Below are 21,644 nucleotides of genomic sequence, written 5' to 3' on the forward strand. Positions count from 1 at the left end.
TCTCTTACTGTCAGTCATGGCGGCAAAAAGCGTTTATCCGTGCTCGACGCGTAATTGCTTGCGCAGAATTTTGCCTACATTGGATTTGGGTAACTCAGCGCGGAATTCCACCAGTTTTGGCACCTTATAGCCGGTCAGGTACAAACGGCAGTGGGCAATGAGTTCCTCGCGGGTCAGGGAAGGCTCTTTTTTCACCACGAAAATTTTTACCGCTTCGCCGGTGTCATCGCTGGGCACGCCTATCGCCGCCGCCTCAAGCACTTTCGGATGCCGGACCACCACATCCTCTATTTCATTGGGGTAGACATTGAAGCCGGACACCAGGATCATATCCTTCTTGCGATCCACGATGCGCACGAAGCCTTGTTGATCCACTGTAACGATATCGCCGGTAGAAAGCCAGCCGTCTTTCAGCGTCTCGGCGGTGGCTTGCGGCTGGCGCCAATAGCCCGCCATGACCTGCGGTCCCTTGATCAGCAGCTCCCCGGGCGCGCCGGGCGGCACGTTATTGCCGGCCCCATCCACCAGGCGGATATCGGTGGAGGGCACCGGCAGGCCGATGCTGCCGCTGAAACGGTTCAAATCATAGGGATTGCCGGTCACCAGCGGCGAGCATTCGGTCAAGCCATACCCCTCCAGCAGGTGCTTACCGGTCAGCGCATGCCAGTCATCCGCCACCGGTTGCTGCAGCGCCATCCCCCCGCCCACCGACAAATGCAGCGAGGCAAAATCCAGGCGACGGAACGCCGCGTTATGCAACAGGGCGTTGAACAACGTATTCACCCCGGAAATCGCCGTAAAATGGTGACGCCGCATGGCGTCGACCAGGGAGGCGATATCGCGCGGGTCGGTAATCAGCAGGTTACAGCCGCCCATTTCCACAAACAGCAGGCAATTTATCATCAGGGCGAAGATATGGTACAGCGGCAGGGCGGTGACCATCATTTCGCGCCCCAGGGTCAAAATAGGCCCGTAGGCGGCTTTCGCCTGCTCGAGGTTGGCGAGTATATTGCGGTGGGTGAGCATGGCGCCTTTCGACGCGCCGGTGGTGCCGCCGGTGTATTGCAGGAAGGCCAGCGAGTCGCCGTTGATAATGGGCGGGCTGAACTCCAGCCGATGCCCCTGCGCCAGGGCGCGGCGATAGGAAACCGCCTGCGGCAGGCGGTATGGCGGCACTTTGCGCTTAAGGTGTTTTACCGCCGCGTTGACCAGCGTGCGCTTCAACAGCGGGAAATGATCGCCCAGGCGCGTGAGTATCACATGGCGAATGGCAACCTCCGCCAGCACCTTCTCCAGGGTATGGGCGAAATTGTCCACGATAACGATGGCCGCCGCGCCGCTATCGTTAAGCTGGTGACGCAGTTCGTCCGGGGTGTAAAGCGGATTGACGTTCACCACCACCATGCCGGCGCGCAGGACGCCGAACAGCGCCACCGGGTATTGCAGGAGGTTGGGCATCATCAGGGCTACGCGATCCCCTGGCTGCAGGCCAATGACCCGCTGCAGGTAAGCGGCAAACGCCAGGCTGAGCGCGTCGAGCTGGCGAAATGTCAGGGTCTCCCCCAGGTTGATAAATGCCGGCAAATCGGCAAAACGGCGCGCCGCGTTGGCGAACAGAACGGCGATAGATCGGTAATGATCGGGATCGATATCCGTCGGGACATCGGCAGGGTAACGCCCGGTCCATATCCGCGCCATGCCCTGCCCTGTATTATCAATAGCCGATGTGCTCATCGCCGCCCCATATTGCCTGGATTCTTATCTGTAATGGTAATGGAACTGGGCAATCGGGTGGAAATCGATATCAGGATTGAGCGTTTCGTCACTATTCGGTCAGTACGGTTTCAACCTGGGCATTGCCGTAACCGTAGCCGTAGCCGACGCCCCACTCCGGCCCCCAGCCGCGGCCGTAGCGGCCGCCCCAGCCCCAGGGGGACATCGGCGGCCCCATCGGCGCCACCACCTGTTGCGTCAGCTGCCAGCGTTTATATCCGTCCGCGCGCACCACTACAAAGGTATACTCCGCCTTGTCGACGGCGCCCTTTTCCGTGCCGGTGATTGGGCCGACCACGGTGACCCACTGGTGATTAAAGTCCATCGGTTCCAAGAAGCCGTTGATATAGGCCACCACCCTGCCGGTAGAGACTTGGTGCAGCCTGGGCCGCGCCGAATCATCCAGCGGCACAGAGGCTATTTCCAGCCGGGTGCGTCCGTTGAGATTGGTGACTTTAACCACTTTGCCGCCGAAACGGGCTTCCTGACCGACATACAGGGACGGCGCGTTAAGCACGCGCACCAGATCCTGCTGGGGGGTGGGCGAGGTGCCGCGCACGGCGTCCGGCACCGTGGCGCAGCCGGACAGCATCATGACCACGGCCAGGGCCGGCCAGGTAAAACGACGGCGCTGCGCGCTGCGGACAGTAGTTTGCTTAAACATCTTGCGCTAGATTCCTCATACCTTTAACGGTATACATGGGTTATTACTTTGACCCGTGGCGGCGGCATAAGTTGCTCTTTATTCGCGTCCCGGCAGCTTTTTCCACGTCACTTCATTGCGCAGATAGGTCGGCGCCTGCAATTCCACCGCCAAGGCCTCGCCCTGGCTTAAGCGTAGCACCGCCAGCGGCAACATATCCACGGCCGACGGCAGCAGGGTCTGGCCGTCCACGAGCTGCACGGCCGGCGGCGCGATAAGTCCGGGATAGGTTTGCCAGCCGGTGCCGGCCGTTGCCCACTGGCCGGCCAGTTCGGCGGCTTGCGGCGCCAGCTGATCGGGTTTAACCACTTTTTCGCCCGCTTCGCCCAACCATGCGCCGCTGTCGCCGCGCTGGTACTGCGCCCAGTAGACCTCGCCCATGCGGGCATCGATGGCGCACAGCACGCGGCTGATGCCGCACCGGCGCCAGGCGCCCTGCGCCAGCGCCGCCAGGGTCGACACGCCGATCATCGGCAGCCCGGCGCCAAGCGCCAGGCCCTGGGCGATGCCGATGCCGATGCGCACGCCGGTAAAGCTGCCGGGGCCGCGCCCATAAGCCAGGGCATCAAGCTGCGCCAGCTCGATGCCGGCCTCGGCCAGCAGGCTGTCGACCATCGGCAGAATGCGCCGGGTGTGCTCGCGGGGGGAAATTTCAAAACGTTCGCTGATTTCACCGTTGATCCAAAGCGCCGCGGAACAGGCTTCAGTTGCGGTATCGAGAGCTAAAATTCGCGTAGACATGCCAAACCTCAGGCGGGTGTAAAAGAGTGGTGCCGGACCGGGCGGGTATTGTAGCATACCCGCTGGGGCAAAGGGATACGGGATGCCTGCGGGGGCGAGGGGCAATATACGCCACCGGTCAGCGGTGTTGCAAAAAGTCGATGGCGCGCTGCAGCGAGCGGGTGCGCGGCGCCGGCGGCAGGCTGTTGAGGAAAATCTGGCCATAGGGCCGGGTCACCAGCCGCTGATCGCAGATGATCAGCACGCCCCGGTCGTCGCTGTCGCGGATAAGCCTGCCCACCCCCTGCTTTAGGGCGATGACCGCCTCGGGGATCTGCACCTCGGCAAAGGGATCGCCGCCGCGCAGCTGGCAATCCTCGGTGCGCGCCTTGAGCAACGGGTCATCCGGGGCGGTAAAGGGCAACTTGTCGATAATCACGCAAGACAGCGTATCGCCGCGCACGTCCACCCCTTCCCAAAAACTGTTGGTCGCCACCAGCAGCGCGTTGCCGGCGGTAACAAACTGCTGCAGCAGCTGGCGTTTGCCGGTCTCGCCCTGCAATAGCACCGGCAGGGTCAGCGTGGCGCGAAACTCCGCCGCCAGATCCCGCATCATCTGGTGAGAGGTGCACAGGAAAAAGCAACGCCCCCGATTGGCGATAATCACCGGCGCCAGCATCCGCGCCAGCTGCACCGCCGCCCCGCGCTGGTTCGGCTCCGGCAGGAAGCGCGGCACGCACAGCAGCGCCTGGGTCGCGTAATCAAACGGGCTGGGCAGCAGCAAGGTTTTTGCGTCTTCCAGGCCGATCCGCCGGGTAAAATGCTCCAGGCGATCGTTGACCGACAGGGTGGCGGAGGTAAAGATCCAGGTGCCCTCTTTTTCGCTCATCACCTCACGAAAGCGGGTCGAAACCGATAACGGCGTCAACGCCAGCACAAAGTGCCGGGCATTGCATTCATACCAATAGCTGAAACCCGGTTCCTGGGTATTCTTCAGACGCTTGAGCCGCGCGCGGTACAGGCTGGCGCGTTCAAAAGCGGCATCAAGCAGCGCCGACCGTCCCAGCGCCAGCTTCGCCACGTCGTGGCATAATTCCAGTGCGTCATCGAGCAACAGCAGCGCGCGCTGCAGCGAAGGCTGGGTCAGCACGTCGCGCAGGTTGCCGCGAAAACCCGGTTCGCCCAGCGCCAGCCGGAAATCCTGGGTGCGGAAGGTAAGCTGATCGGCGCTCTTTTGCAATTGGGCCATATCGCGCACGTCGGTGCGGTAGGCAAGCGTCATGTCGCGCGCCAGATCCATGAGTTGACGGCTGGTGAGCTGCTGGCCGAAATACTGGCTGGCGATATCCGGCATCTGGTGCGCTTCGTCGAAAATCATCACCTCGCCGGTGGGGATAAGCTCGCCGAAACCGCCTTCCTTAACCACCATATCCGCCAGGAACAGGTGATGGTTTACCACGATCACGTCGGCCTCCATGGCTTTACGGCGCGCCTTGACCACAAAACACTCTTTGTAGAGCGGGCAATCGCCGCCCAGGCAGTTGTCGTTGGTGCTGGTGACCAGCGGCCATACCGGGCTGTCTTCGGCGATGCCGCCGCAGTTGGCCACGTCGCCATCCACCGTCTGCGACGACCAGTTGCGTACGCCCGCCAGCTCCGCCAGGGTTTCCGGCGCCATGCCGACCCCGCCGGCGAGCTGCTGCTCCATGCGCTCAAGGCACAAATAGTTGGAGCGTCCCTTCAGCAGGGCGACCTGACCCTGGTACGCCAGCGCCGCCGCCACTTTGGGCAGGTCGCGGGCATACAGCTGATCCTGCAGCGCCTTGGAGCCGGTGGAGATGATAACCTTGCGTTTTGAACGCAGCGCCGGCACCAAATACGCATACGTCTTGCCGGTCCCGGTGCCGGCCTCCACCACCAGCGGCTGTTTTGTGTCGATGGCCTGCGCTATCGCCTCGGCCATCAGGCGTTGCGACTCGCGCGGTTTAAATCCGGTGATGGCCTTGGCCAACGCGCCCTGCGGCGCAAAATCATCTGTCACGCTGTCTCTCTGTCATTCGGTTGCTGTCGGATTATGCCAAGGCCGGCGGTTGTCCACCACCTTCTTTGCTTAAAACGACACTATGTTATGCTGGCGGTTTACATGATGGCTTTAAGGCGAACAGTATGACCATTGAACGAATCGATCCCGGCGCGCGCATGTCCGAAGCGGTTGTCCACAACCAGACGGTATATTACACCAGCGTGCCGGAAAACCTGGATGGCGACGCCACCGCGCAAACCGCCGAGGCGCTGGCGATTATCGACCGGCTGCTAAAGCGGGTGGGTTCCAATAAAACGCGGCTGCTGGATGTGACCGTGTTCCTGGCCGACGGCGATGATTTCGCCGCCATGAACGCCGCCTGGAACGCCTGGGTGGTGCCGGGGAGCGCGCCGGTGCGCTGTACCGTCGAGGCGCGGCTGATGAACCCGCGCTACAAAGTGGAAATCAAGGTCATCGCGGCGATCTGACCGGCGCGCCGGTACCCGTGCGGCCGGCGGGGACGTTTACAGCGCCCCGTCCTCGTCGTCGTCGTCCTGTTCCAGGGCGGCGTTGCGGGCGTCGCGTTCATCGGCGTTGCGCTCGGCATAGGAACGATCGTCGTCTTCGTCGTCATCCCAGCGAATTGATACCCGTTCACCTGTATGGGTGGCGCGGATTTCATTGGATACCAGCCGGATGGCCTCGCCGCTGCTCATGCCGTCGGCCATCAGGGCCTGGATGCGCTCAACGGCCTGCTGCTGCTGTTCGTGATTTAACGCTGGCATATCGGTCAGCATGCGTGTTCTCCAGAGGGGCGGGTCGATGCGTTATTATCTCACGCCGCCGCCCGCGATGCCAATCAATGCGCTTTATGTTCAGCCATGAAGCCGATATCATGCTGTTCGCACCTGCCAGGCGCTTATTGCCGGCAGACTGGACTGGATTACCTGGATCATAGTGTCGATATGTTGCCACAGTTGACTGCCTTACCCTATCACCGCGACGCCATTACCGCCCTGTTCGCCCCCCGCGCCGCCCGGCCCTGGTCGATGCTGCTGCACTCGGGCCATGCCGACCATCCGGACAGCCGCTTCGATATCATGGTCGCCGACCCGGTGGCGACGCTGACCACCCGCGGCGCCGTTACGGTGATTTCCCGCGACGGCCAATCGCATATGAGCGGCGACGACCCGTTTATGCTGGTGCAACAGCAGGTGGACAGTATGGGGATGCGTCCGGAAGCCCGGGACGATCTCCCTTTCCTGGGCGGCGCGCTGGGCCTGTTCGGCTACGATCTCGGCCGGCGCATTGAAACTCTGCCTGTCCATGCCCAACAGGATTTAACGCTGCCGGATATGGCCGTCGGCCTGTATGACTGGGCGGTGATTGCCGACCATCGCCTTGGCCGCCTGACCCTGGTGAGCTACCGCGATCCGGAGGCGCTGAAGCGGGATTTGCTGGCGCCGCCGGCACCCGAACCCGACCGGCCCTTTCGTTTAAACAGCGGCTGGCAGGCCAATATGACCCGGGGCGAGTATGGCGAAAAATTCCGCCGCATCCAGGAACATCTTTTGGCGGGTGATTGTTACCAGGTCTGTCTGGCACAACGCTTCAGCGCGGCGTTCGCGGGCGATGAATGGCAGGCGTTCCGTCATCTGCTGGAGCATAACGCCGCGCCGTTTTCCGCTTTTTTGCGCCTGCCCGGCCAGGCGGTGCTGAGCCTGTCGCCGGAGCGGTTCCTGCGGGTAAACGCGGGACAGATCCAAACGCGGCCCATCAAGGGCACGCTGCCGCGCCTGGCGGATGCGGAGCAAGATCGGCTGCAAGGGCAAAAACTGGCGGCATCGCCAAAAGACCGGGCGGAAAACCTGATGATCGTGGATTTGCTGCGCAACGATATCGGACGGGTCGCCGTCCCCGGCAGCGTCCGGGTGCCGGAACTGTTTAAAATCGAGGCCTTTCCGGCAGTCCATCATATGGTCAGCACCATTACCGCGCGGCTGCCCCCCCATCGTACGCCGTGCGATCTGGTGCGCGCCTGTTTTCCCGGCGGGTCCATCACCGGCGCCCCCAAAATCAAGGCCATGACGTTAATCGACCAGCTCGAACCGCAGCGCCGTAATGCCTGGTGCGGCAGCATCGGCTACCTGAGCCGCTGCGCCACCCTGGACACCAATATCGCCATCCGCACGCTGCTCACGGAACAAGGGCGCATCTATTGCTGGGCGGGCGGCGGCATCGTCGCCGACAGTTGCGAGGAAGCGGAATACCAGGAAACCCTGGACAAGGTCGCCAAGATACTGCCGCTGCTGCTGGAGCTAAATCGCCCATGAACAGCACTGACAACACCCTGACGCTTACGGATTTCATCACCCGTTTCCAACTGCAGTTGCCGCAACCCAGCGAGCCGGCGCGCAACCAGCGCCGGGCGGCGGTATTGATACCCATCATCTGCCATCACCAGCCGACGGTGCTGTTGACGCGCCGATCGGCGACACTGCGCAAGCATGCCGGCCAGGTGGCCTTCCCCGGCGGGGCGGCGGATAAGGAAGACACGTCCTTAATCGCCACCGCGCTGCGCGAGGCCCACGAAGAAGTGGCCATCCCGGCCTCGTCGGTCAGGGTCCTGGGGCAACTGCCGCCGGTGGACAGCAGCAGCGGTTTCCAGGTCACGCCCATCGTCGGCCTGCTGGCGGCCGGCACCCGTTTCCGGGCCAGCCGCGACGAGGTGGCGGACATGTTTGAAATGCCCCTGCACCAGGCGTTATCCCTGGCCAGCTATACTCCCCTGCAAATACAGCGCCGCGCCAAAAACCTGCAGGTTTATTTTTCCTGGTATCAAAGCCATATGGTCTGGGGCATGACCGCGCAGATTTTGTATCGGCTGGGCCAACACATCCATCTTTAACGCACGTCCCTTCGTTCCCGGCCGCCGGTTGGGCCGCCGCTATCCCTACCAACCCGCGCCGTGATGGTCATCGCGTCCCGGCAATAAAAGACTTCCCAACGCGATGAAAACCGTTACAATCTCCTATCTTTGCCATATTTGCGAAATATAACTCCATATTAATAATTAAACATAGTCATTTATATAGGTTGTATATCTCATTATTTCTGACGACAAAAAACCGTCTCCGGCACGCACGTGAAAGGAGATGATCCACGGGCAACGGCTTGCTTTCAGATTAGCCATAACCAGCATGACGCCAGGCCGCCCCGGGGTAGAGGACCGCTTCGTATCGGTCGTCAAACGCAAAGGAAGCGCTTTTTTGGATTAGTTTTTATCATGCGAAAGCGCAAGCCTAACCCGGCATGAGTCATTACAATTAACTGCATTACCCACGGGTATGCGTATTTTATCAGTTCTGAGGAGAGTCAACGTGATAAGCGTTTTCGATATGTTTAAAATCGGCATCGGCCCGTCCAGTTCCCATACCGTGGGTCCAATGAAAGCCGGTAAACAGTTCGTGGACGATCTCGTCGATAAACGGCTGCTCAATGATGTCACGCGCATCGCCGTGGATGTTTACGGTTCGTTATCGCTGACGGGCAAGGGACACCATACCGACATCGCCATTATCCTGGGCTTGGCGGGCAACCGTCCCGATACGGTGGATATCGACGCCGCGCCGGCCTTTATCCGCGACGTTGAGCAACGCCAGCGCCTGATGCTGGCCGGCGGGCCGCACGAAGTGGATTTTCCCCGCGAAGGCGGCATGGTGTTCCACGCGTCCTACCTGTCACTGCATGAAAACGCCATGCGCATTCACGCCTTCGCCGGCGAACAGGTCATCTACAGCCAGACGTATTATTCCGTCGGCGGCGGTTTTATCGTTGATGAGGCGCATTTCGGCCAGCCGGTTATCGACCAGATCGCCGTGCCCCACCCTTTCGCCAGCGCCCAGCAACTGCTCGACCAGTGCAAACAGACCGGTCTGTCGCTGTCGGGGCTGGTGATGCTTAATGAACTGGCGCTGCATAGCCGCGCCGATATCGACAGTTACTTCGCCGATATTTGGCAGACCATGCGCGCCTGCATCGATCGCGGGCTGAATACCGAAGGCGTATTGCCCGGCCCGCTGCGGGTGCCCAGGCGCGCATCGGCGCTCAGGCGCATGCTGGTCTCCACGGATAAACTCTCCAGCGATCCGATGGTGGCGATTGACTGGGTGAATATGTTTGCGCTGGCGGTCAATGAGGAAAACGCCGCCGGCGGAAGGGTGGTCACCGCGCCGACCAACGGCGCCTGCGGCATCGTGCCGGCGGTGCTGGCTTATTACGATCATTTTATCGATCCGGTCACGCCCGAGGTCTACCTGCGTTATTTCCTGTCCTGCGGCGCCATCGGCATTCTTTATAAGCTGAACGCCTCCATTTCCGGCGCCGAGGTCGGCTGCCAGGGTGAAGTGGGCGTCGCCTGCTCCATGGCGGCGGCGGGACTGACGGAATTGATGGGCGGCAGTCCCGAGCAGGTCTGCGTGGCGGCGGAAATCGGCATGGAACATAATCTGGGGCTGACCTGCGATCCGGTGGCCGGCCAGGTACAGGTCCCCTGCATCGAACGCAACGCCATCGCTTCGGTCAAGGCCATCAACGCCTCGCGCATGGCGCTGCGGCGCACCAGCGCGCCGCGGGTGTCGCTGGATAAGGTGATTGAAACCATGTACGAAACCGGCAAGGACATGAACGCCAAATACCGCGAAACCTCGCGCGGCGGCCTGGCCATCAAGGTCCAGTGCGATTGATCGCATCACCCACACCCTGCTGGCCCGCTAACGCGGAACGTAAAGCAGACGTGTTCAAGGAAAAACGTGCCAATGAGGTCGAATCGGGCATGGTCTTTTCGCCCGACCGAGCACCCCATAGCATGTAGGCCCGCCAACGCCGGACTCAAGGCAGACGTGTTAAAGGGAGAGCATGCCGATGGGGTCGAATCGGGCGTGGTTTTTCCGCCCGGCCGAGGCCCCATGGCATGCCAGGCCCGCTAACGCCGGACTCAAGGCAGACGTGTTCAAGGGAGAGCGTGCCAATGGGGTCGAATCGGGCGTGGTTTTCCCGCCCGACCGAGGCCCCATGGCATGCCAGGCCCGCCAACGCCGGACTCAAGGCAGACGTGTTAAAGGGAGAGCATGCCGATGGGGTTGAATCGGGCGTGGTTTTCCCGCCCGACCGAGGCCCCATGGCATGCCAGGCCCGCCAACGCCGGACTCAAGGCAGACGTGTTCAAGGGAGAGCGTGCCAATGGGGTCGAATCGGGCGTGGTTTTCCCGCCCGACCGAGGCCCCATGGCATGCCAGGCCCGCCAACGCCGGACTCAAGGCAGACGTGTTCAAGGGAGAGCGTGCCAATGGGGTCGAATCGGGCGTCGATTTCCGCCCGACCGAGGCCCCATGGCATGCCAGGCCCGCCAACGCCGGACTCAAGGCAGACGTGTTCAAGGGAGAGCGTGCCAATGGGGTCGAATCGGGCGTGGTTTTCCCGCCCGACCGAGGCCCCATGGCATGCTAGGCCCGCCAACACCGAACTCAAGACAGCCGTGTTCAAGGGAGAGCGGGTCACGTGTTTACTGTTCCTCATCCTCCACCGGCGGCGCTATCCGTTCGATACGCACCAGCTCGATACGGTATTCCAGCATCTGCAAAATCGTAAACCGCCACTGGCCCAGCTCGATAACCTCACCCACCACCGGCAGCTGATCCCGCTCGGCCAGCAGCAATCCCGCCAGTGAAGCGACATTCTCGTGACCGCGGGTGAGTTCATTATCGTCCAACGCCTGACCCAAAGCGTGCAAATCAGTACCACCCTTTACCAGCCAGGCGTCCTCCTGCGCCACAATATCCGGCGTTTCGTCCTCATCCGGAAACTCGCCGGCAATGGCTTCCAGCACATCCAGCGGCGTTACCAGCCCCTGGATCACGCCAAATTCATTCGACACCACCACCAGGCTACCCCGCGCCCGGCGCAATACCCCCAGCAGGTTCAGCACATCCAGAGTTTCCGGCACCACGATGGCCGGATTCTGCGCGGCATACTCCTGCACATCTTCGCCTTTATCCAACGCCACCATCAGGTCCTTGGCGCGGACCACGCCGATCAACTGGTCCAGCTCGCCGTCGCACACGGGAAACATACTGTGCGGCGTGGCCAAAAGCGTAGCGCGCAGCTCCTCCACCGGACGCCGGCAATCCACCCAGGAGATTTCGTTGCGCGGCGTCATCACGCTGCGCAACGAACGCGACGCCAGGGACAGCACGCCGGTAATCATATAACGCTCCTCGTCGGCAAACTCCGCCTTAGGTTCGTTTGGCATCTCCTGCGCCCCCTCCTCGCGCAGCCTGGGCCCGCCCATCAAACGTAAAATGGCTTCGGCGGTGCGCTGGCGAATCGGCCCGCGCGCCTGGTTTTTAACAAAATTGCGCCGGGCTATCTGATTAAACAGCTCAATAAGCACCGAGAAACCGATGGCCGCGTACAAATAACCTTTGGGGATGTGGAAGCCAAAGCCCTCGGCTATCAGGCTCAGGCCTATCATCAGCAAAAAACTCAGGCACAGCACCACGACGGTAGGATGGGCATTTACAAAACGGGTCAAGGCCTTGGACGCCAGCAGCATAATGCCCATGGCGATAACCACGGCGGTCATCATCACCGGCAGGTTGTTGACCATACCGACCGCGGTGATCACCGCATCCAGGGAAAATACCGCGTCCAGGATAACAATTTGCACCACCACCGCCCAGAAACTGGCGTAACCGCGGTTGGCGTCATGCTGCACATCCTGGTTCTCCAGCCGTTCATGCAGCTCAGTGGTGGCTTTGAACAGTAAAAACAATCCGCCCAGCAGCAAAATCAAATCCCGGCCTGAAAAGCTGAACATGCCCACGTTCAGCAACGGTCTGGTCAGCGTAACCATCCACGAGATCAACGACAGCAGCCCCAAACGCATCAGCAACGCCAGCGCCAGGCCGATAACCCGGGCTTTGTCCCGCTTTTTCGGCGCGACCTTCTCGGCCAGGATAGCGATAAATACCAGGTTATCGATACCCAGCACAATTTCCAGCAGTATCAACGTCAGCAGACCCACCCACAGCGTCGGGTCCATTAAGAATTCCATTGGGCGCTCCAGATCGACAGTCCATTAAAACGGCGCAATAAAACACCGCGGCAGCACGCGTGGGCAAGCGGCGTCACGTCCGCAAAGACCGTAGAACGCGCGGCGTTTTCCCACAGAGAGGACACAGAGATGACGGGTTGGATTCCCGGCGGTGCGGGAAGGTGCGACCCGCGGCTGGCGCAACATGCCGGCGGAGCCTGGACGGGTAAAGGAGAAAACCATACATCAGGGGTGACGTTTTTTCGGTGACAGTCCATAGGGGGGGCTGTGGCCCATCGCTCCTTATCGATAAGTAAGACATTCAACTCTATCAGGTAACTTTGCGGACGCATAAAACTATTTTTGTCTGCAAGTTGTCATGCATGTCTTCTACACTGATTTGTGAGCTCATTGTTTTCCTCATGCACAAATAACTGAGCGCCGTCACAATTTTTATTTTTTTACACACTAAAATAAATCGCGTTTAACCGCTATTGATTCACATCTTCACATGAATCGTTTCAACACACACAGCGGACATCAAACAGGGTGGCGAATAAAAATACCCTGGCTAAGAAGTTAAAACCGCCCGTGCTCACTGGTAGCAAACACGCCAGGCGGTCTGACTGCTTAACCCAATTAGTTAACAGAGGAGGTATCAGTGAGTATTGCTATCATAATTGGCACTCACGGGTCAGCAGCCGAGCAGTTGCTTAAAACGGCTGAAATGATATTGGGCGCGCAAGAAAACGTCGCCTGGATAGATTTTGTTCCCGGGGAGAATGCTGAAACACTGATTGAAAAATATACCGCGCGCCTTGCGCAACTTGATACCCAGGAAGGTGTGTTATTTCTGGTTGATACCTGGGGTGGCAGCCCGTTCAACGCCGCCAGCCGCATTGTGGTCGATAAGGAGAATTACGAAGTCGTCACCGGCGTTAATATTCCCATGTTGGCGGAAACCTTTATGGCGCGTGATGACAAGCCGGGTTTTGCCGCGCTGGTGAACATCGCCGTCGAAACCGGACGCGCCGGCGTCAAGGCCCTCAAAGCGCCCGAACCGCAGACGGCGGCCACCCCCGCGCCGGTTGCCGCGCCAACCCCTGCCGCCAAACCGCATCCCAATGCCGGCGGTCATATGACCATCGGTCTGGCGCGCATCGATGATCGTCTGATCCATGGCCAGGTCGCCACCCGCTGGACCAAGGAAACTAACGTTAAACGCATTATCGTGGTCAGCGATGAAGTTGCCGCCGATACCGTGCGCAAAACGTTATTGACCCAGGTCGCTCCTCCAGGCGTCACCGCGCATGTGGTGGACGTGGACAAGGCCATCCGCGTTTACAACAACCCGGCTTATGCCAAGGATCGCGTGATGTTGTTGTTTACCAACCCCACCGACGTTGAGCGCGTCGTGGAAGGCGGCGTCAAAATCACCACGGTAAATATCGGCGGCATGGCGTTTCGCCAGGGTAAAACCCAGGTTAACAATGCCGTATCGGTTGATGAGAAAGATATCGCCGCGTTTCGTAAGTTAAACGATCGGGGAATTGAGCTTGAAGTGCGTAAGGTCTCATCGGATTCGCCGCTGAAGATGATGGATTTGATAAATAAACTCGGTAAATAAATTCGCCGGAAAAACTAACACCTACGAGCGTATCACTTTCCTGAAAAAAAGATTTACCGCTCTCTTACGTTTGTCAGAGGAGAAGTACAATGGAGATCACCACGCTTCAGATTGTGCTGATTTTTATAGTGGCCTGTATCGCAGGCATGGGTTCAATACTCGATGAGTTTCAGTTCCACCGTCCGCTGGTGGCATGTACGTTAATCGGCCTCGTGCTGGGTGATATGAAGACCGGTATCATCATCGGCGGTACGCTGGAGATGATTGCCCTGGGTTGGATGAACATCGGTGCCGCCGTGGCGCCCGATGCCGCGCTGGCCTCCATTATTTCCACCATCCTGGTCATTGCCGGCAATCAAAGCGTGGGTGCCGGCATCGCGCTGGCTATCCCGCTGGCTGCCGCCGGCCAGGTACTGACCATTATCGTACGTACCATTACCGTGGCCTTCCAGCATGCCGCTGACAAAGCCGCGGAAAACGGCAACCTCAGCGCCCTGAGCTGGATCCACGTCGGCGCGTTGCTGTTGCAGGCCATGCGTATCGCCATTCCGGCCGTGATCGTCGGTGTTTCCGTCGGTACCGACGCCGTCCACGCCATGCTCAGTTCCATCCCGGAAGTCGTGACCAACGGCCTGAACATCGCCGGCGGCATGATCGTGGTAGTAGGTTACGCGATGGTCATCAACATGATGCGTGCCGGCTACCTGATGCCTTTCTTCTATCTTGGTTTCGTCACCGCGGCTTTCACCAACTTCAACCTGGTTTCCCTGGGTGTGATTGGCGTGGTCATGGCTGTCCTGTATATCCAGTTGAGTCCGAAATATAACCAGACCAACGGCGGAAACGGCGGCGGCGCCAGGGGCGTTAACGATCTTGATAATGAACTTGATTAATAGGTGAGCGAAATGGTCGATATAACAACTGCTCCAAAGAAACTGACTCCCGGCGATGTGCGTGCTGTCTTTATTCGCTCGAACCTTTTCCAGGGATCATGGAACTTTGAACGTATGCAGGCGCTGGGTTTTTGCTTCTCGATGGTGCCGGTAATCCGTCGCCTGTATCCTGAGAACAATGACGATCGCAAACAGGCGATTAAACGTCACCTGGAATTCTTTAACACCCATCCGTACGTGGCGGCGCCGGTATTAGGCGTAACCATGGCAATGGAAGAACAGCGCGCCAACGGCGCTCCCATCGACGATGCGGCCATCAACGGCCTGAAAGTGGGCCTGATGGGACCGCTGGCGGGCGTGGGCGACCCCATCTTCTGGGGTACCGTACGTCCGGTGTTCGCCGCGCTGGGTGCCGGCATCGCCATGAGCGGCAGTCTGCTTGGCCCCCTCCTGTTCTTTATCCTGTTTAACGCCGTGCGTCTGGCAACCCGTTATTACGGCGTGGCCTACGGCTACAAAAAAGGCGTGGATATCGTTAACGATATGGGCGGCGGTTTCCTGCAGAAGCTGACGGAGGGCGCCTCGATACTGGGGCTGTTTGTCATGGGGGCGCTGGTGAATAAGTGGACCCATGTGAATATTCCCATGGTGGTGTCGCGTATCACCGGTCCGGACGGCCAGACCACGGTGACCACCGTGCAAAGCATCCTCAATCAGCTGATGCCGGGCCTGGTGCCGCTGCTGCTGACCTTCGGGTGTATGTGGCTGCTGCGCCGCAAGGTCAATGCGCTGTGGATTATCGTCGGCTTCTTCGCCATCGGTATCTTCGGCTACTGGATAGGCCTGCTGGGACTGTAATCGTAGTGATGCACACGTGGTAATGCGCAACCGGGGGCCATCCCCCGGTTTTTTTATTTTTCGCAAGGAGTCAGGATGTCTGTTACCGATATTGTCCTGCTGGTTATCATCACGCTGGCATTGGCGTTCGCCCTTTACGACGAGTTTGTCGTAGCCGGCATGCTTAAGGGCAAAACCCGGCTGAAAATCGGGCTTAAGCGCCAAAGCCGTATCGATGGACTGATATTTATCGGCCTGGTGCTGATTCTGGTGTACCAGAACATCACTAATAAAGGTACGGTTTTTACCACCACTTTATTATTAATCCTGGCATTTATGGCGACCTATCTTGCCTATATCCGCCGGCCAAAACTCATTTTCAAAACCGCGGGTTTTTATTATGCCAATGTTTTTATCCGCTATGACCGGATTAAAAATATGAACTTATCCGAAGATGGTTTTCTGGCTATAGATTTGGAGAAAAGAAGGTTATTGATCCAGGTTCAGCATCTTGATGATCTTGAAAGGATTTATAATCAATTCATGGAAAATAATTAACGTAATAACAACCTATAATATAAGGTTATCACCGCCGATGGCCTTACTGCGATGGGCCATGGCGAAATTTTTAACCTTACAATGTATGCTATTAAATAACCCCAAGGTTGATGTTTTTATAGGTATGCGATAAATAAGCGTATGCAAAAATGCTATTTTATTTTTGTGGTTGTTATACGGTAAATACGATGTTATGGTTTTGCGGTCATTAGGGAGTAGCCGGTTTCCACCATAGCAGGCGGAAATGCCCGTATCAACATACTCGTTATACGCCGCTCATCCGGCGTAAACGTGGTGCGGGCGACCAGGACGGTCGGCGAGACTATAGACACGACGAACCATCGTGGGGTTGGGATGATGGGGAAGCGTGTATATTGGCTCCCAGCCGAGGCCTGATTATGATGAACCTGTCCGCGACCCTGATCCTTGCATTCGGCATGTCCATGGATGCCTTTGCCGCCTCCATCGGCAAAGGGGCCGCCCTGCATAATCCCCCCCTGCGTGAAGCGTTGCGCACCGGACTGATTTTCGGCGCTATCGAAACCGTTACGCCGCTGATCGGCTGGTCGCTGGGGCTGATGGCCAGCCGCTATATTCTGGCGTGGGATCATTGGGTGGCGTTTATCCTGCTGGGCTGCCTGGGCATGCGCATGGTGGCCGGCGGTTGGCGCCGTCAAACAGAGACCGCGCCGCGCCTGGGCCAGCATAGCCTGAGGGTGCTGGCGACCACCGCTTTCGCCACCAGCCTGGACGCCATGGCGGTGGGCGTGGGGCTGGCCTTCCTGGAAGTCAATATCCTGCATACCGCGATGATTATCGGCCTGGCCACCATGATCATGGCCACCCTGGGCATGCTGCTTGGCCGCTTTATCGGCCCATGGCTCGGCAAAAAAGCGGAAATTATCGGCGGCGCCATCCTGATCGGCATCGGCTGCAATATCCTGTATGCCCATTACGCCCAGGCCGCCCTGCCCGGCCTGTAGGGGCAGGTCTCAATCCTCCCGCCGCCAGGCGCGGATGATAAAATCGGTTTCGCAGGCAAACCGCCCCAGTCCGGCTAAGCGCGTCATGACCTCGGGCGTGGCGCGCCAGGCAAACGGGGTCATTTGCAGCAAACTGGCTGCGGCCTCGCCGGTCATCTCCATATCATAGCTCAGGCGGTGCGTCGCAAGCGCGGTGAAGCCGGCGAAATGCTCATCCTTTAACGGATGCAGCATGACCTGGGGATAGATGCAGGCTTTAAGCTGATAAAGATGCCGGGGTCCGGGCGCGACGGTGACCACCAGCCCGCCGGGCTTTATGACGCGATACATTTCAGCGGGATTGCAGGGCGCGTAAATACGCAATATGCCGCCGAGCGAACCGTCGATAAACGGCAGGCGCTGGGTGGACGCAACGCAAAACCGCGCCTGCGGGTAACGCTTCGCCGCCAGGCGCACCGCCGTTTTAGCGATATCCAGCCCATACACCCGCCCGCCTCCCGGACGTTGCGCCAGCGTCGCCGCAAGCGCCTGCGTATAATAGCCTTCGCCACAGCCGATATCCAGCCAGTCGCCGCCCGGCGCCCACGGCAGTTCGTCGACCAGCGCCATAACCCGATCGCGCATCGGCTGGTAATAACCGGCATCAAGAAACGCGCGGCGCGACTGCATCATCTCCTGGTTATCACCCGGCGCCTTGCTGCGCTTGAACTGCACCGGCAGCAGATTGACATAGCCTTCGCGGGCGCAGTCATAGCGGTGCCGCTGCGCGCAGGACCAGTAATTATCGGCGCGCGTGAGCGGCAGGTGGCAAAGGGGGCATTGATAGCAGGGCATAACCGGTTCCGGACGTAAACGCAATCAGGTGCGCATCTTACCGTAAATCCGGCGCGCCGGCAGCGGGAATGTCATGCCGGCGCCTCAGGAGGCGCCGGAGCCCGGCCTCGATGCGGTCACCAGGCGATTGTTGTCTTCCGGCAAGGCGTCGGGCTCCACATTCATGATGCGCAGCACCTCAGCCATAATGGTGCTGAAGACGGGCGCCGACACCGCGCCGCCATAATACTTACCCGCCTGGGGATTATTGATCACCACCACCAGCGCGAAACGCGGGCGGCTGGCCGGCGCGATCCCGGCGGTATAGGCGATATACTTATCAATATAACGGCCGTCGGGGCCGATTTTTTTAGCGGTGCCGGTCTTCACCGCCACCCGGTATCCCCTGACGGCGGCTTTAACGCCGCCGCCGCCCGGCAGGGCAACGCTTTCCATCATATGTTTCACCTCATGCACCAACGCCGGGTCCATGACGCGCTGGCCGACCACCGGCGGGTCGATACGGGTAATGGACAAGGGCCGGTAAACGCCGTCGCTGGCGATGGTGGCGTAGACCCGCGCCAGTTGCACCGGGGTGACCATCAGGCCATAGCCAAACGAGAACGTCGCCCGATCCAGTTCGCCCCAACGCATACGATGCGGCATCAGGCCGGCGCTTTCACCGGTCAGGCCGAGCTCGGTGGGCTGGCCCAGGCCGAAAGCGCGATAGGTATTGAGCAAGGCGGTAACCGGCATTGCCAGCGCCATGCGCGAAACGCCGACATCGCTGGATTTTTGCAGGATGCCGGTCAGGGTTAACTGCGGATAAAACGCCACATCCCGGATCAGATGGCCGTCAAGCGTATAGGGATGGGTATCGAGCAGCGTGTCTGGCTTGACGATGCCCTGCTTGAGCGCCGTCATCACCACCATCGGCTTTACCGTCGATCCCGGTTCGAAAATATCGCTGATGGCGCGATTGCGAAAATCGTCTTCGCCGGCCCCGGCGCGGTTATTGGGATTAAAGGTGGGATAGCTGGCCATGGCCAGGATTTCGCCGGTATTGACATCCACCAGCACCGAGGCGCCGGAATCCGCCTTATTGAAAGCCACCGCGTTGCTTAACGCCTCCTCGGTTTCACGCTGCAGCCGCAGGTCGATGCTCAGCGCCACGTTATGCGCGGGCGAGCTGTCGGTGGAGGAAAGGGTTTCCACCACGCGGCCAAACCGGTCCTTGCGCACCACCCGCTGTCCGGCCACGCCGGTCAGCAGGCGGTTGAAACTTTTTTCGATACCCTCGATCCCCTGATCGTCGATATTGGTAAAACCCACCAGATTGGCCGCCGTCTCTCCCGCCGGATAAAAGCGTCTGGACTCTTCTTTGCAATAGATGCCGGGCAGCTTTAGTTGCTTGATATAATCGGCGACGTTGGGTTCGATCTGACGCGCCAGGTAGATAAAGCGCATATGGGGATCGTGATTGATCCGGGCGGACATCTCGTTGAAAGGCAGGTTAACCGTCTGCGCCAGCGCCTGCCAGCGGGAGGACGCCGTCACCCCGCCCTTTTGCGCCACTTCGTTCGGGTCGGCCCAGATGGCGTCAACGGGTACGCTGACCGCCAGCGGCTGGCCGTTGCGATCGGTTATCATCCCCCTGGGTATCGGCGTCTGCTCCACGCGCAGCGAGCGCATGTTCTGCTGCGCCACCAGATTGTCCGGTTTGATCACCTGCAGCCAGCCGATGCGCATCAGCAACACGGCCAGTATGGCCGAAATACCGATACACATCAGACCAAACCGCCATTGAATAAAATTCTGCTTACCCTGACCCGGCTTCGTTTTCACACTGCTCTCTTATACGGCTATTTTTATTATCAGACGCATTAAAACCTATTCGCCGGAGCATGCGCGCAAAAACAATGCTACAAGGCTTGCTAATTTGCAACAAAGCGCAAATTTCCCTCTCGCCAGCCACCGATTGTTGCTTTGTTACAAACACCGGCGCCAGGAACGGATAAAATTACGCTACTCTATGTTTTCAGCGCGGGACATTATCGCAGGACATTATGACAGCTTATTCTCCCCTCATTGACGGCATCGCCGGCGTAAAACATGGTTTTGGCGATAAAGCCCATCTGATGCCGGAAAGGTTGCTGCCCTGGCAGGATACCCTGGCGGTAAAAAAACAGGTGCATGGTATTCAAATCCGCGAGGTTACGGGACCGGGCGAGCAGTGCGGCGAGGCGGACGGCGTGGTGACCTCCACTCCCGGCGTACTGCTGAGTGTACTGACCGCCGATTGCCTGCCGCTGCTGTTCGTCCGCCGCGACGGCAAAAAGATCGGCGCGCTGCACGCCGGCTGGCGCGGGCTGGTGGCGGGCATCATTGAACAATTCGCCGCCATGCTGCTGGCCAGGGACGATAATCCGGCGGAGTGGGTGGCGGCCATCGGTCCGTCGGCCCGCCCGTGCTGCTACGAGGTCGGCGAGAGCCTGGTGGCGGATTTTTTAGCGCGCCTGCCGATACCCGGCGCTATCGTGACGCCGGCGTACCGGCGTCTGGATTTGGCCGCTATCGCCCGGTATAAGCTTATGGCGGCGGGATTCCAGGCGGTGGACGATATCGGGCATTGCACGATTTGCGCCACGTGCGCGAACGGGGACGGAATGACGCAGGCAGGCACGCGCTTCGCGTATACCAGTTTTCGTCGCAACAGCGTAAAGCGCGCCATCGACCCCGCCTATCCGACCATCAGCGGCCGCAATCAGCATTCGGGATTGGTGATTTTGCCCGGTTGAAGACGTGATTCATTCTTCGGCACCCGACAGCCAGCGTCGCGGGGCGGCACAGGTACGGAAAACAGGAACAGAGGGAAGTGCGGGGAAGATGTCGGGCAAGAATGAAACACCCTGCCAGTGGGGCACTGGCAGGGGGAATTACATGTTATCCATCGGCCAAATGGCCAATTGCTGCCGAAGCGGCGTGGATTACAGAGCAGTTACATTAACTGCTGAAGGGCCTTTCTGACCATCCTGGATTTCGAATTCTACGTTCTGGCCTTCGGCCAGAGTTTTGAAGCCGTTACCCTGAATAGCGGAGAAGTGAACAAACACATCTTTGCTACCATCGGCCGGAGTGATAAAACCAAAACCTTTAGACTCGTTGAACCACTTCACTTGACCTTTGATCTTTGCCATCTTGCATATTTCCTTTGGAGTGTTTAAATCGCCCTGAGGCGAGACAGAGACAAACTGGAGTCGTTACTGCTTGAGGCACTAAGATTAGGATCGGCAGAGAAGCGGTATGCAACGATATCGTCTTTACGCAAAACTTCTTTACTGAAAATGCCATTCATATACAGAACTGTACCTCGTTTTACCCAAATGCGTTATCACATACTCTGTTATCAATGGCAAGCCATTTTTGAGCAGGGCCGGATATGTCGCACATAATTAAATCGTTCAGTAGCATTGGGAAGGTTATCAGCGCATCCAATAGTTGAAAATTTCGCCCATTCGATTACGAGGTTAACCACCGCGATGATTTCTGTACCATTTATCGATAACCTTAGCGCAAACACTTGTCAACGTCCAATGCAATATTCAAGAATAACTATTCATT

19 protein-coding genes, 1 pseudogene and 1 riboswitch are annotated in these 21,644 nt (G+C 59.0%); of the genes and pseudogenes, 10 read left to right on the plus strand and 10 right to left on the minus strand.

Features of this window, described 5'->3' with window-relative positions; all coding sequences use genetic code 11:
- Positions 1 to 33: 33 nt before the first annotated feature.
- The 4 genes from fadD to ABUK12_RS05245 all read right to left on the minus strand — a co-directional run bounded on the left by fadD (position 34) and on the right by ABUK12_RS05245 (position 5,237).
- Positions 34 to 1,698 (minus strand): long-chain-fatty-acid--CoA ligase FadD, encoded by a 1,665-nt coding sequence (fadD, locus tag ABUK12_RS05230; protein ID WP_410016558.1) that lies wholly within the window; start codon positions 1,696 to 1,698, stop codon positions 34 to 36.
- A 127-nt stretch (positions 1,699 to 1,825) separates the two neighbouring features.
- The gene (locus tag ABUK12_RS05235; protein ID WP_410015283.1) at positions 1,826 to 2,437 is read right to left on the minus strand and encodes a Slp family lipoprotein; all 612 of its coding nucleotides are present in this window, start codon (positions 2,435 to 2,437) and stop codon (positions 1,826 to 1,828) included.
- Positions 2,438 to 2,515: 78 nt separating this feature from the next.
- The gene (gene tsaB / locus ABUK12_RS05240; protein ID WP_410015284.1) at positions 2,516 to 3,217 is read right to left on the minus strand and encodes a tRNA (adenosine(37)-N6)-threonylcarbamoyltransferase complex dimerization subunit type 1 TsaB; all 702 of its coding nucleotides are present in this window, start codon (positions 3,215 to 3,217) and stop codon (positions 2,516 to 2,518) included.
- 118 nt (positions 3,218 to 3,335) lie between these two features.
- Positions 3,336 to 5,237 carry an ATP-dependent DNA helicase gene (locus ABUK12_RS05245; protein ID WP_410015285.1) on the minus strand — a complete coding sequence of 634 codons (1,902 nt, stop codon included), beginning with the start codon at positions 5,235 to 5,237 and terminating at the stop codon, positions 3,336 to 3,338.
- 125 nt (positions 5,238 to 5,362) lie between these two features.
- On the opposite strand from ABUK12_RS05245, the gene ABUK12_RS05250 reads away from it, so the two are divergent.
- Positions 5,363 to 5,707 (plus strand): RidA family protein, encoded by a 345-nt coding sequence (locus tag ABUK12_RS05250; protein ID WP_410015286.1) that lies wholly within the window; start codon positions 5,363 to 5,365, stop codon positions 5,705 to 5,707.
- A gap of 126 nt (positions 5,708 to 5,833) precedes the next feature.
- Here the strand turns inward: ABUK12_RS05250 and ABUK12_RS05255 are convergent.
- Positions 5,834 to 6,016, minus strand: a pseudogene (locus ABUK12_RS05255) (YoaH family protein); the annotation flags it as partial.
- A gap of 168 nt (positions 6,017 to 6,184) precedes the next feature.
- On the opposite strand from ABUK12_RS05255, the gene pabB reads away from it, so the two are divergent.
- The 3 genes from pabB to ABUK12_RS05270 all read left to right on the plus strand — a co-directional run bounded on the left by pabB (position 6,185) and on the right by ABUK12_RS05270 (position 9,964).
- Positions 6,185 to 7,552: an aminodeoxychorismate synthase component 1 gene (pabB, locus tag ABUK12_RS05260; protein ID WP_410015287.1), complete on the plus strand. Its 1,368-nt coding sequence runs from the start codon at positions 6,185 to 6,187 to the stop codon at positions 7,550 to 7,552.
- Positions 7,549 to 8,127 (plus strand): CoA pyrophosphatase, encoded by a 579-nt coding sequence (locus ABUK12_RS05265; protein ID WP_410015288.1) that lies wholly within the window; start codon positions 7,549 to 7,551, stop codon positions 8,125 to 8,127. The genes pabB and ABUK12_RS05265 overlap by 4 nt, the downstream gene beginning before the upstream one ends.
- Positions 8,128 to 8,599: 472 nt before the next feature.
- Positions 8,600 to 9,964 (plus strand): L-serine ammonia-lyase, encoded by a 1,365-nt coding sequence (locus ABUK12_RS05270; protein ID WP_410015289.1) that lies wholly within the window; start codon positions 8,600 to 8,602, stop codon positions 9,962 to 9,964.
- An 818-nt stretch (positions 9,965 to 10,782) separates the two neighbouring features.
- Here ABUK12_RS05270 and ABUK12_RS05275 read toward each other — a convergent pair.
- The gene (locus tag ABUK12_RS05275; RefSeq protein WP_410015290.1) at positions 10,783 to 12,333 is read right to left on the minus strand and encodes a TerC family protein; all 1,551 of its coding nucleotides are present in this window, start codon (positions 12,331 to 12,333) and stop codon (positions 10,783 to 10,785) included.
- Between the two features lie 640 nt (positions 12,334 to 12,973).
- Between ABUK12_RS05275 and manX the strand changes: the two genes are divergently transcribed.
- The 5 genes from manX to mntP all read left to right on the plus strand — a co-directional run bounded on the left by manX (position 12,974) and on the right by mntP (position 17,210).
- Positions 12,974 to 13,939 carry a PTS mannose transporter subunit IIAB gene (gene manX, locus ABUK12_RS05280; RefSeq protein WP_410015291.1) on the plus strand — a complete coding sequence of 322 codons (966 nt, stop codon included), beginning with the start codon at positions 12,974 to 12,976 and terminating at the stop codon, positions 13,937 to 13,939.
- 89 nt (positions 13,940 to 14,028) lie between these two features.
- Entirely contained in the window at positions 14,029 to 14,832 is an 804-nt protein-coding gene (locus tag ABUK12_RS05285; RefSeq protein ID WP_410015292.1) for a PTS mannose/fructose/sorbose transporter subunit IIC, read from the plus strand.
- 12 nt (positions 14,833 to 14,844) lie between these two features.
- On the plus strand, positions 14,845 to 15,690 hold the full coding sequence (locus ABUK12_RS05290) for a PTS mannose transporter subunit IID (protein WP_410015293.1): 846 nt from the start codon (positions 14,845 to 14,847) through the stop codon (positions 15,688 to 15,690).
- Positions 15,691 to 15,765: 75 nt separating this feature from the next.
- Positions 15,766 to 16,227, plus strand: coding sequence for a DUF986 family protein (locus tag ABUK12_RS05295; protein WP_410015294.1), 462 nt, complete (start codon positions 15,766 to 15,768; stop codon positions 16,225 to 16,227).
- A gap of 198 nt (positions 16,228 to 16,425) precedes the next feature.
- Positions 16,426 to 16,625, plus strand: a riboswitch (yybP-ykoY riboswitch).
- A gap of 3 nt (positions 16,626 to 16,628) precedes the next feature.
- Positions 16,629 to 17,210, plus strand: coding sequence for a manganese efflux pump MntP (gene mntP / locus ABUK12_RS05300; RefSeq protein ID WP_410016559.1), 582 nt, complete (start codon positions 16,629 to 16,631; stop codon positions 17,208 to 17,210).
- Between the two features lie 9 nt (positions 17,211 to 17,219).
- Here mntP and rlmA read toward each other — a convergent pair whose 3' ends face one another.
- Together rlmA and ftsI are read right to left on the minus strand one after the other, a co-directional pair.
- On the minus strand, positions 17,220 to 18,044 hold the full coding sequence (rlmA, locus tag ABUK12_RS05305; RefSeq protein WP_410015295.1) for a 23S rRNA (guanine(745)-N(1))-methyltransferase: 825 nt from the start codon (positions 18,042 to 18,044) through the stop codon (positions 17,220 to 17,222).
- A gap of 84 nt (positions 18,045 to 18,128) precedes the next feature.
- A complete protein-coding gene (ftsI, locus tag ABUK12_RS05310; protein ID WP_410015296.1) occupies positions 18,129 to 19,868 on the minus strand; it encodes a peptidoglycan glycosyltransferase FtsI in 1,740 nt (579 codons plus the stop codon).
- A 221-nt stretch (positions 19,869 to 20,089) separates the two neighbouring features.
- On the opposite strand from ftsI, the gene pgeF reads away from it, so the two are divergent.
- On the plus strand, positions 20,090 to 20,821 hold the full coding sequence (gene pgeF, locus ABUK12_RS05315) for a peptidoglycan editing factor PgeF (RefSeq protein WP_410015297.1): 732 nt from the start codon (positions 20,090 to 20,092) through the stop codon (positions 20,819 to 20,821).
- A 189-nt stretch (positions 20,822 to 21,010) separates the two neighbouring features.
- Here pgeF and cspE read toward each other — a convergent pair whose 3' ends face one another.
- Together cspE and ABUK12_RS05325 are read right to left on the minus strand one after the other, a co-directional pair.
- On the minus strand, positions 21,011 to 21,220 hold the full coding sequence (gene cspE, locus ABUK12_RS05320) for a transcription antiterminator/RNA stability regulator CspE (protein WP_005968829.1): 210 nt from the start codon (positions 21,218 to 21,220) through the stop codon (positions 21,011 to 21,013).
- A gap of 23 nt (positions 21,221 to 21,243) precedes the next feature.
- On the minus strand, positions 21,244 to 21,378 hold the full coding sequence (locus ABUK12_RS05325; RefSeq protein WP_132921323.1) for a DUF2627 domain-containing protein: 135 nt from the start codon (positions 21,376 to 21,378) through the stop codon (positions 21,244 to 21,246).
- Between the last annotated feature and the right edge of the window lie 266 nt (positions 21,379 to 21,644).

Origin of the sequence: Sodalis sp. C49 (assembly GCF_046352915.1) — a bacterium.
Taxonomy (GTDB): domain Bacteria; phylum Pseudomonadota; class Gammaproteobacteria; order Enterobacterales; family Enterobacteriaceae; genus Acerihabitans.

Coding starts and splice junctions, on each gene's coding strand:
- fadD (WP_410016558.1), bottom strand. CDS start 1,698: ATGGCGCGGATATGGACCGGGCGTTACCCTGCCGATGTCCCGACGGAT.
- ABUK12_RS05235 (WP_410015283.1), bottom strand. CDS start 2,437: ATGTTTAAGCAAACTACTGTCCGCAGCGCGCAGCGCCGTCGTTTTACC.
- tsaB (WP_410015284.1), bottom strand. CDS start 3,217: ATGTCTACGCGAATTTTAGCTCTCGATACCGCAACTGAAGCCTGTTCC.
- ABUK12_RS05250 (WP_410015286.1), top strand. CDS start 5,363: ATGACCATTGAACGAATCGATCCCGGCGCGCGCATGTCCGAAGCGGTT.
- pabB (WP_410015287.1), top strand. CDS start 6,185: ATGTTGCCACAGTTGACTGCCTTACCCTATCACCGCGACGCCATTACC.
- ABUK12_RS05265 (WP_410015288.1), top strand. CDS start 7,549: ATGAACAGCACTGACAACACCCTGACGCTTACGGATTTCATCACCCGT.
- ABUK12_RS05275 (WP_410015290.1), bottom strand. CDS start 12,333: ATGGAATTCTTAATGGACCCGACGCTGTGGGTGGGTCTGCTGACGTTG.
- ABUK12_RS05285 (WP_410015292.1), top strand. CDS start 14,029: ATGGAGATCACCACGCTTCAGATTGTGCTGATTTTTATAGTGGCCTGT.
- ABUK12_RS05290 (WP_410015293.1), top strand. CDS start 14,845: ATGGTCGATATAACAACTGCTCCAAAGAAACTGACTCCCGGCGATGTG.
- ABUK12_RS05295 (WP_410015294.1), top strand. CDS start 15,766: ATGTCTGTTACCGATATTGTCCTGCTGGTTATCATCACGCTGGCATTG.
- mntP (WP_410016559.1), top strand. CDS start 16,629: ATGAACCTGTCCGCGACCCTGATCCTTGCATTCGGCATGTCCATGGAT.
- rlmA (WP_410015295.1), bottom strand. CDS start 18,044: ATGCCCTGCTATCAATGCCCCCTTTGCCACCTGCCGCTCACGCGCGCC.
- pgeF (WP_410015297.1), top strand. CDS start 20,090: ATGACAGCTTATTCTCCCCTCATTGACGGCATCGCCGGCGTAAAACAT.
- cspE (WP_005968829.1), bottom strand. CDS start 21,220: ATGGCAAAGATCAAAGGTCAAGTGAAGTGGTTCAACGAGTCTAAAGGT.
- ABUK12_RS05325 (WP_132921323.1), bottom strand. CDS start 21,378: ATGAATGGCATTTTCAGTAAAGAAGTTTTGCGTAAAGACGATATCGTT.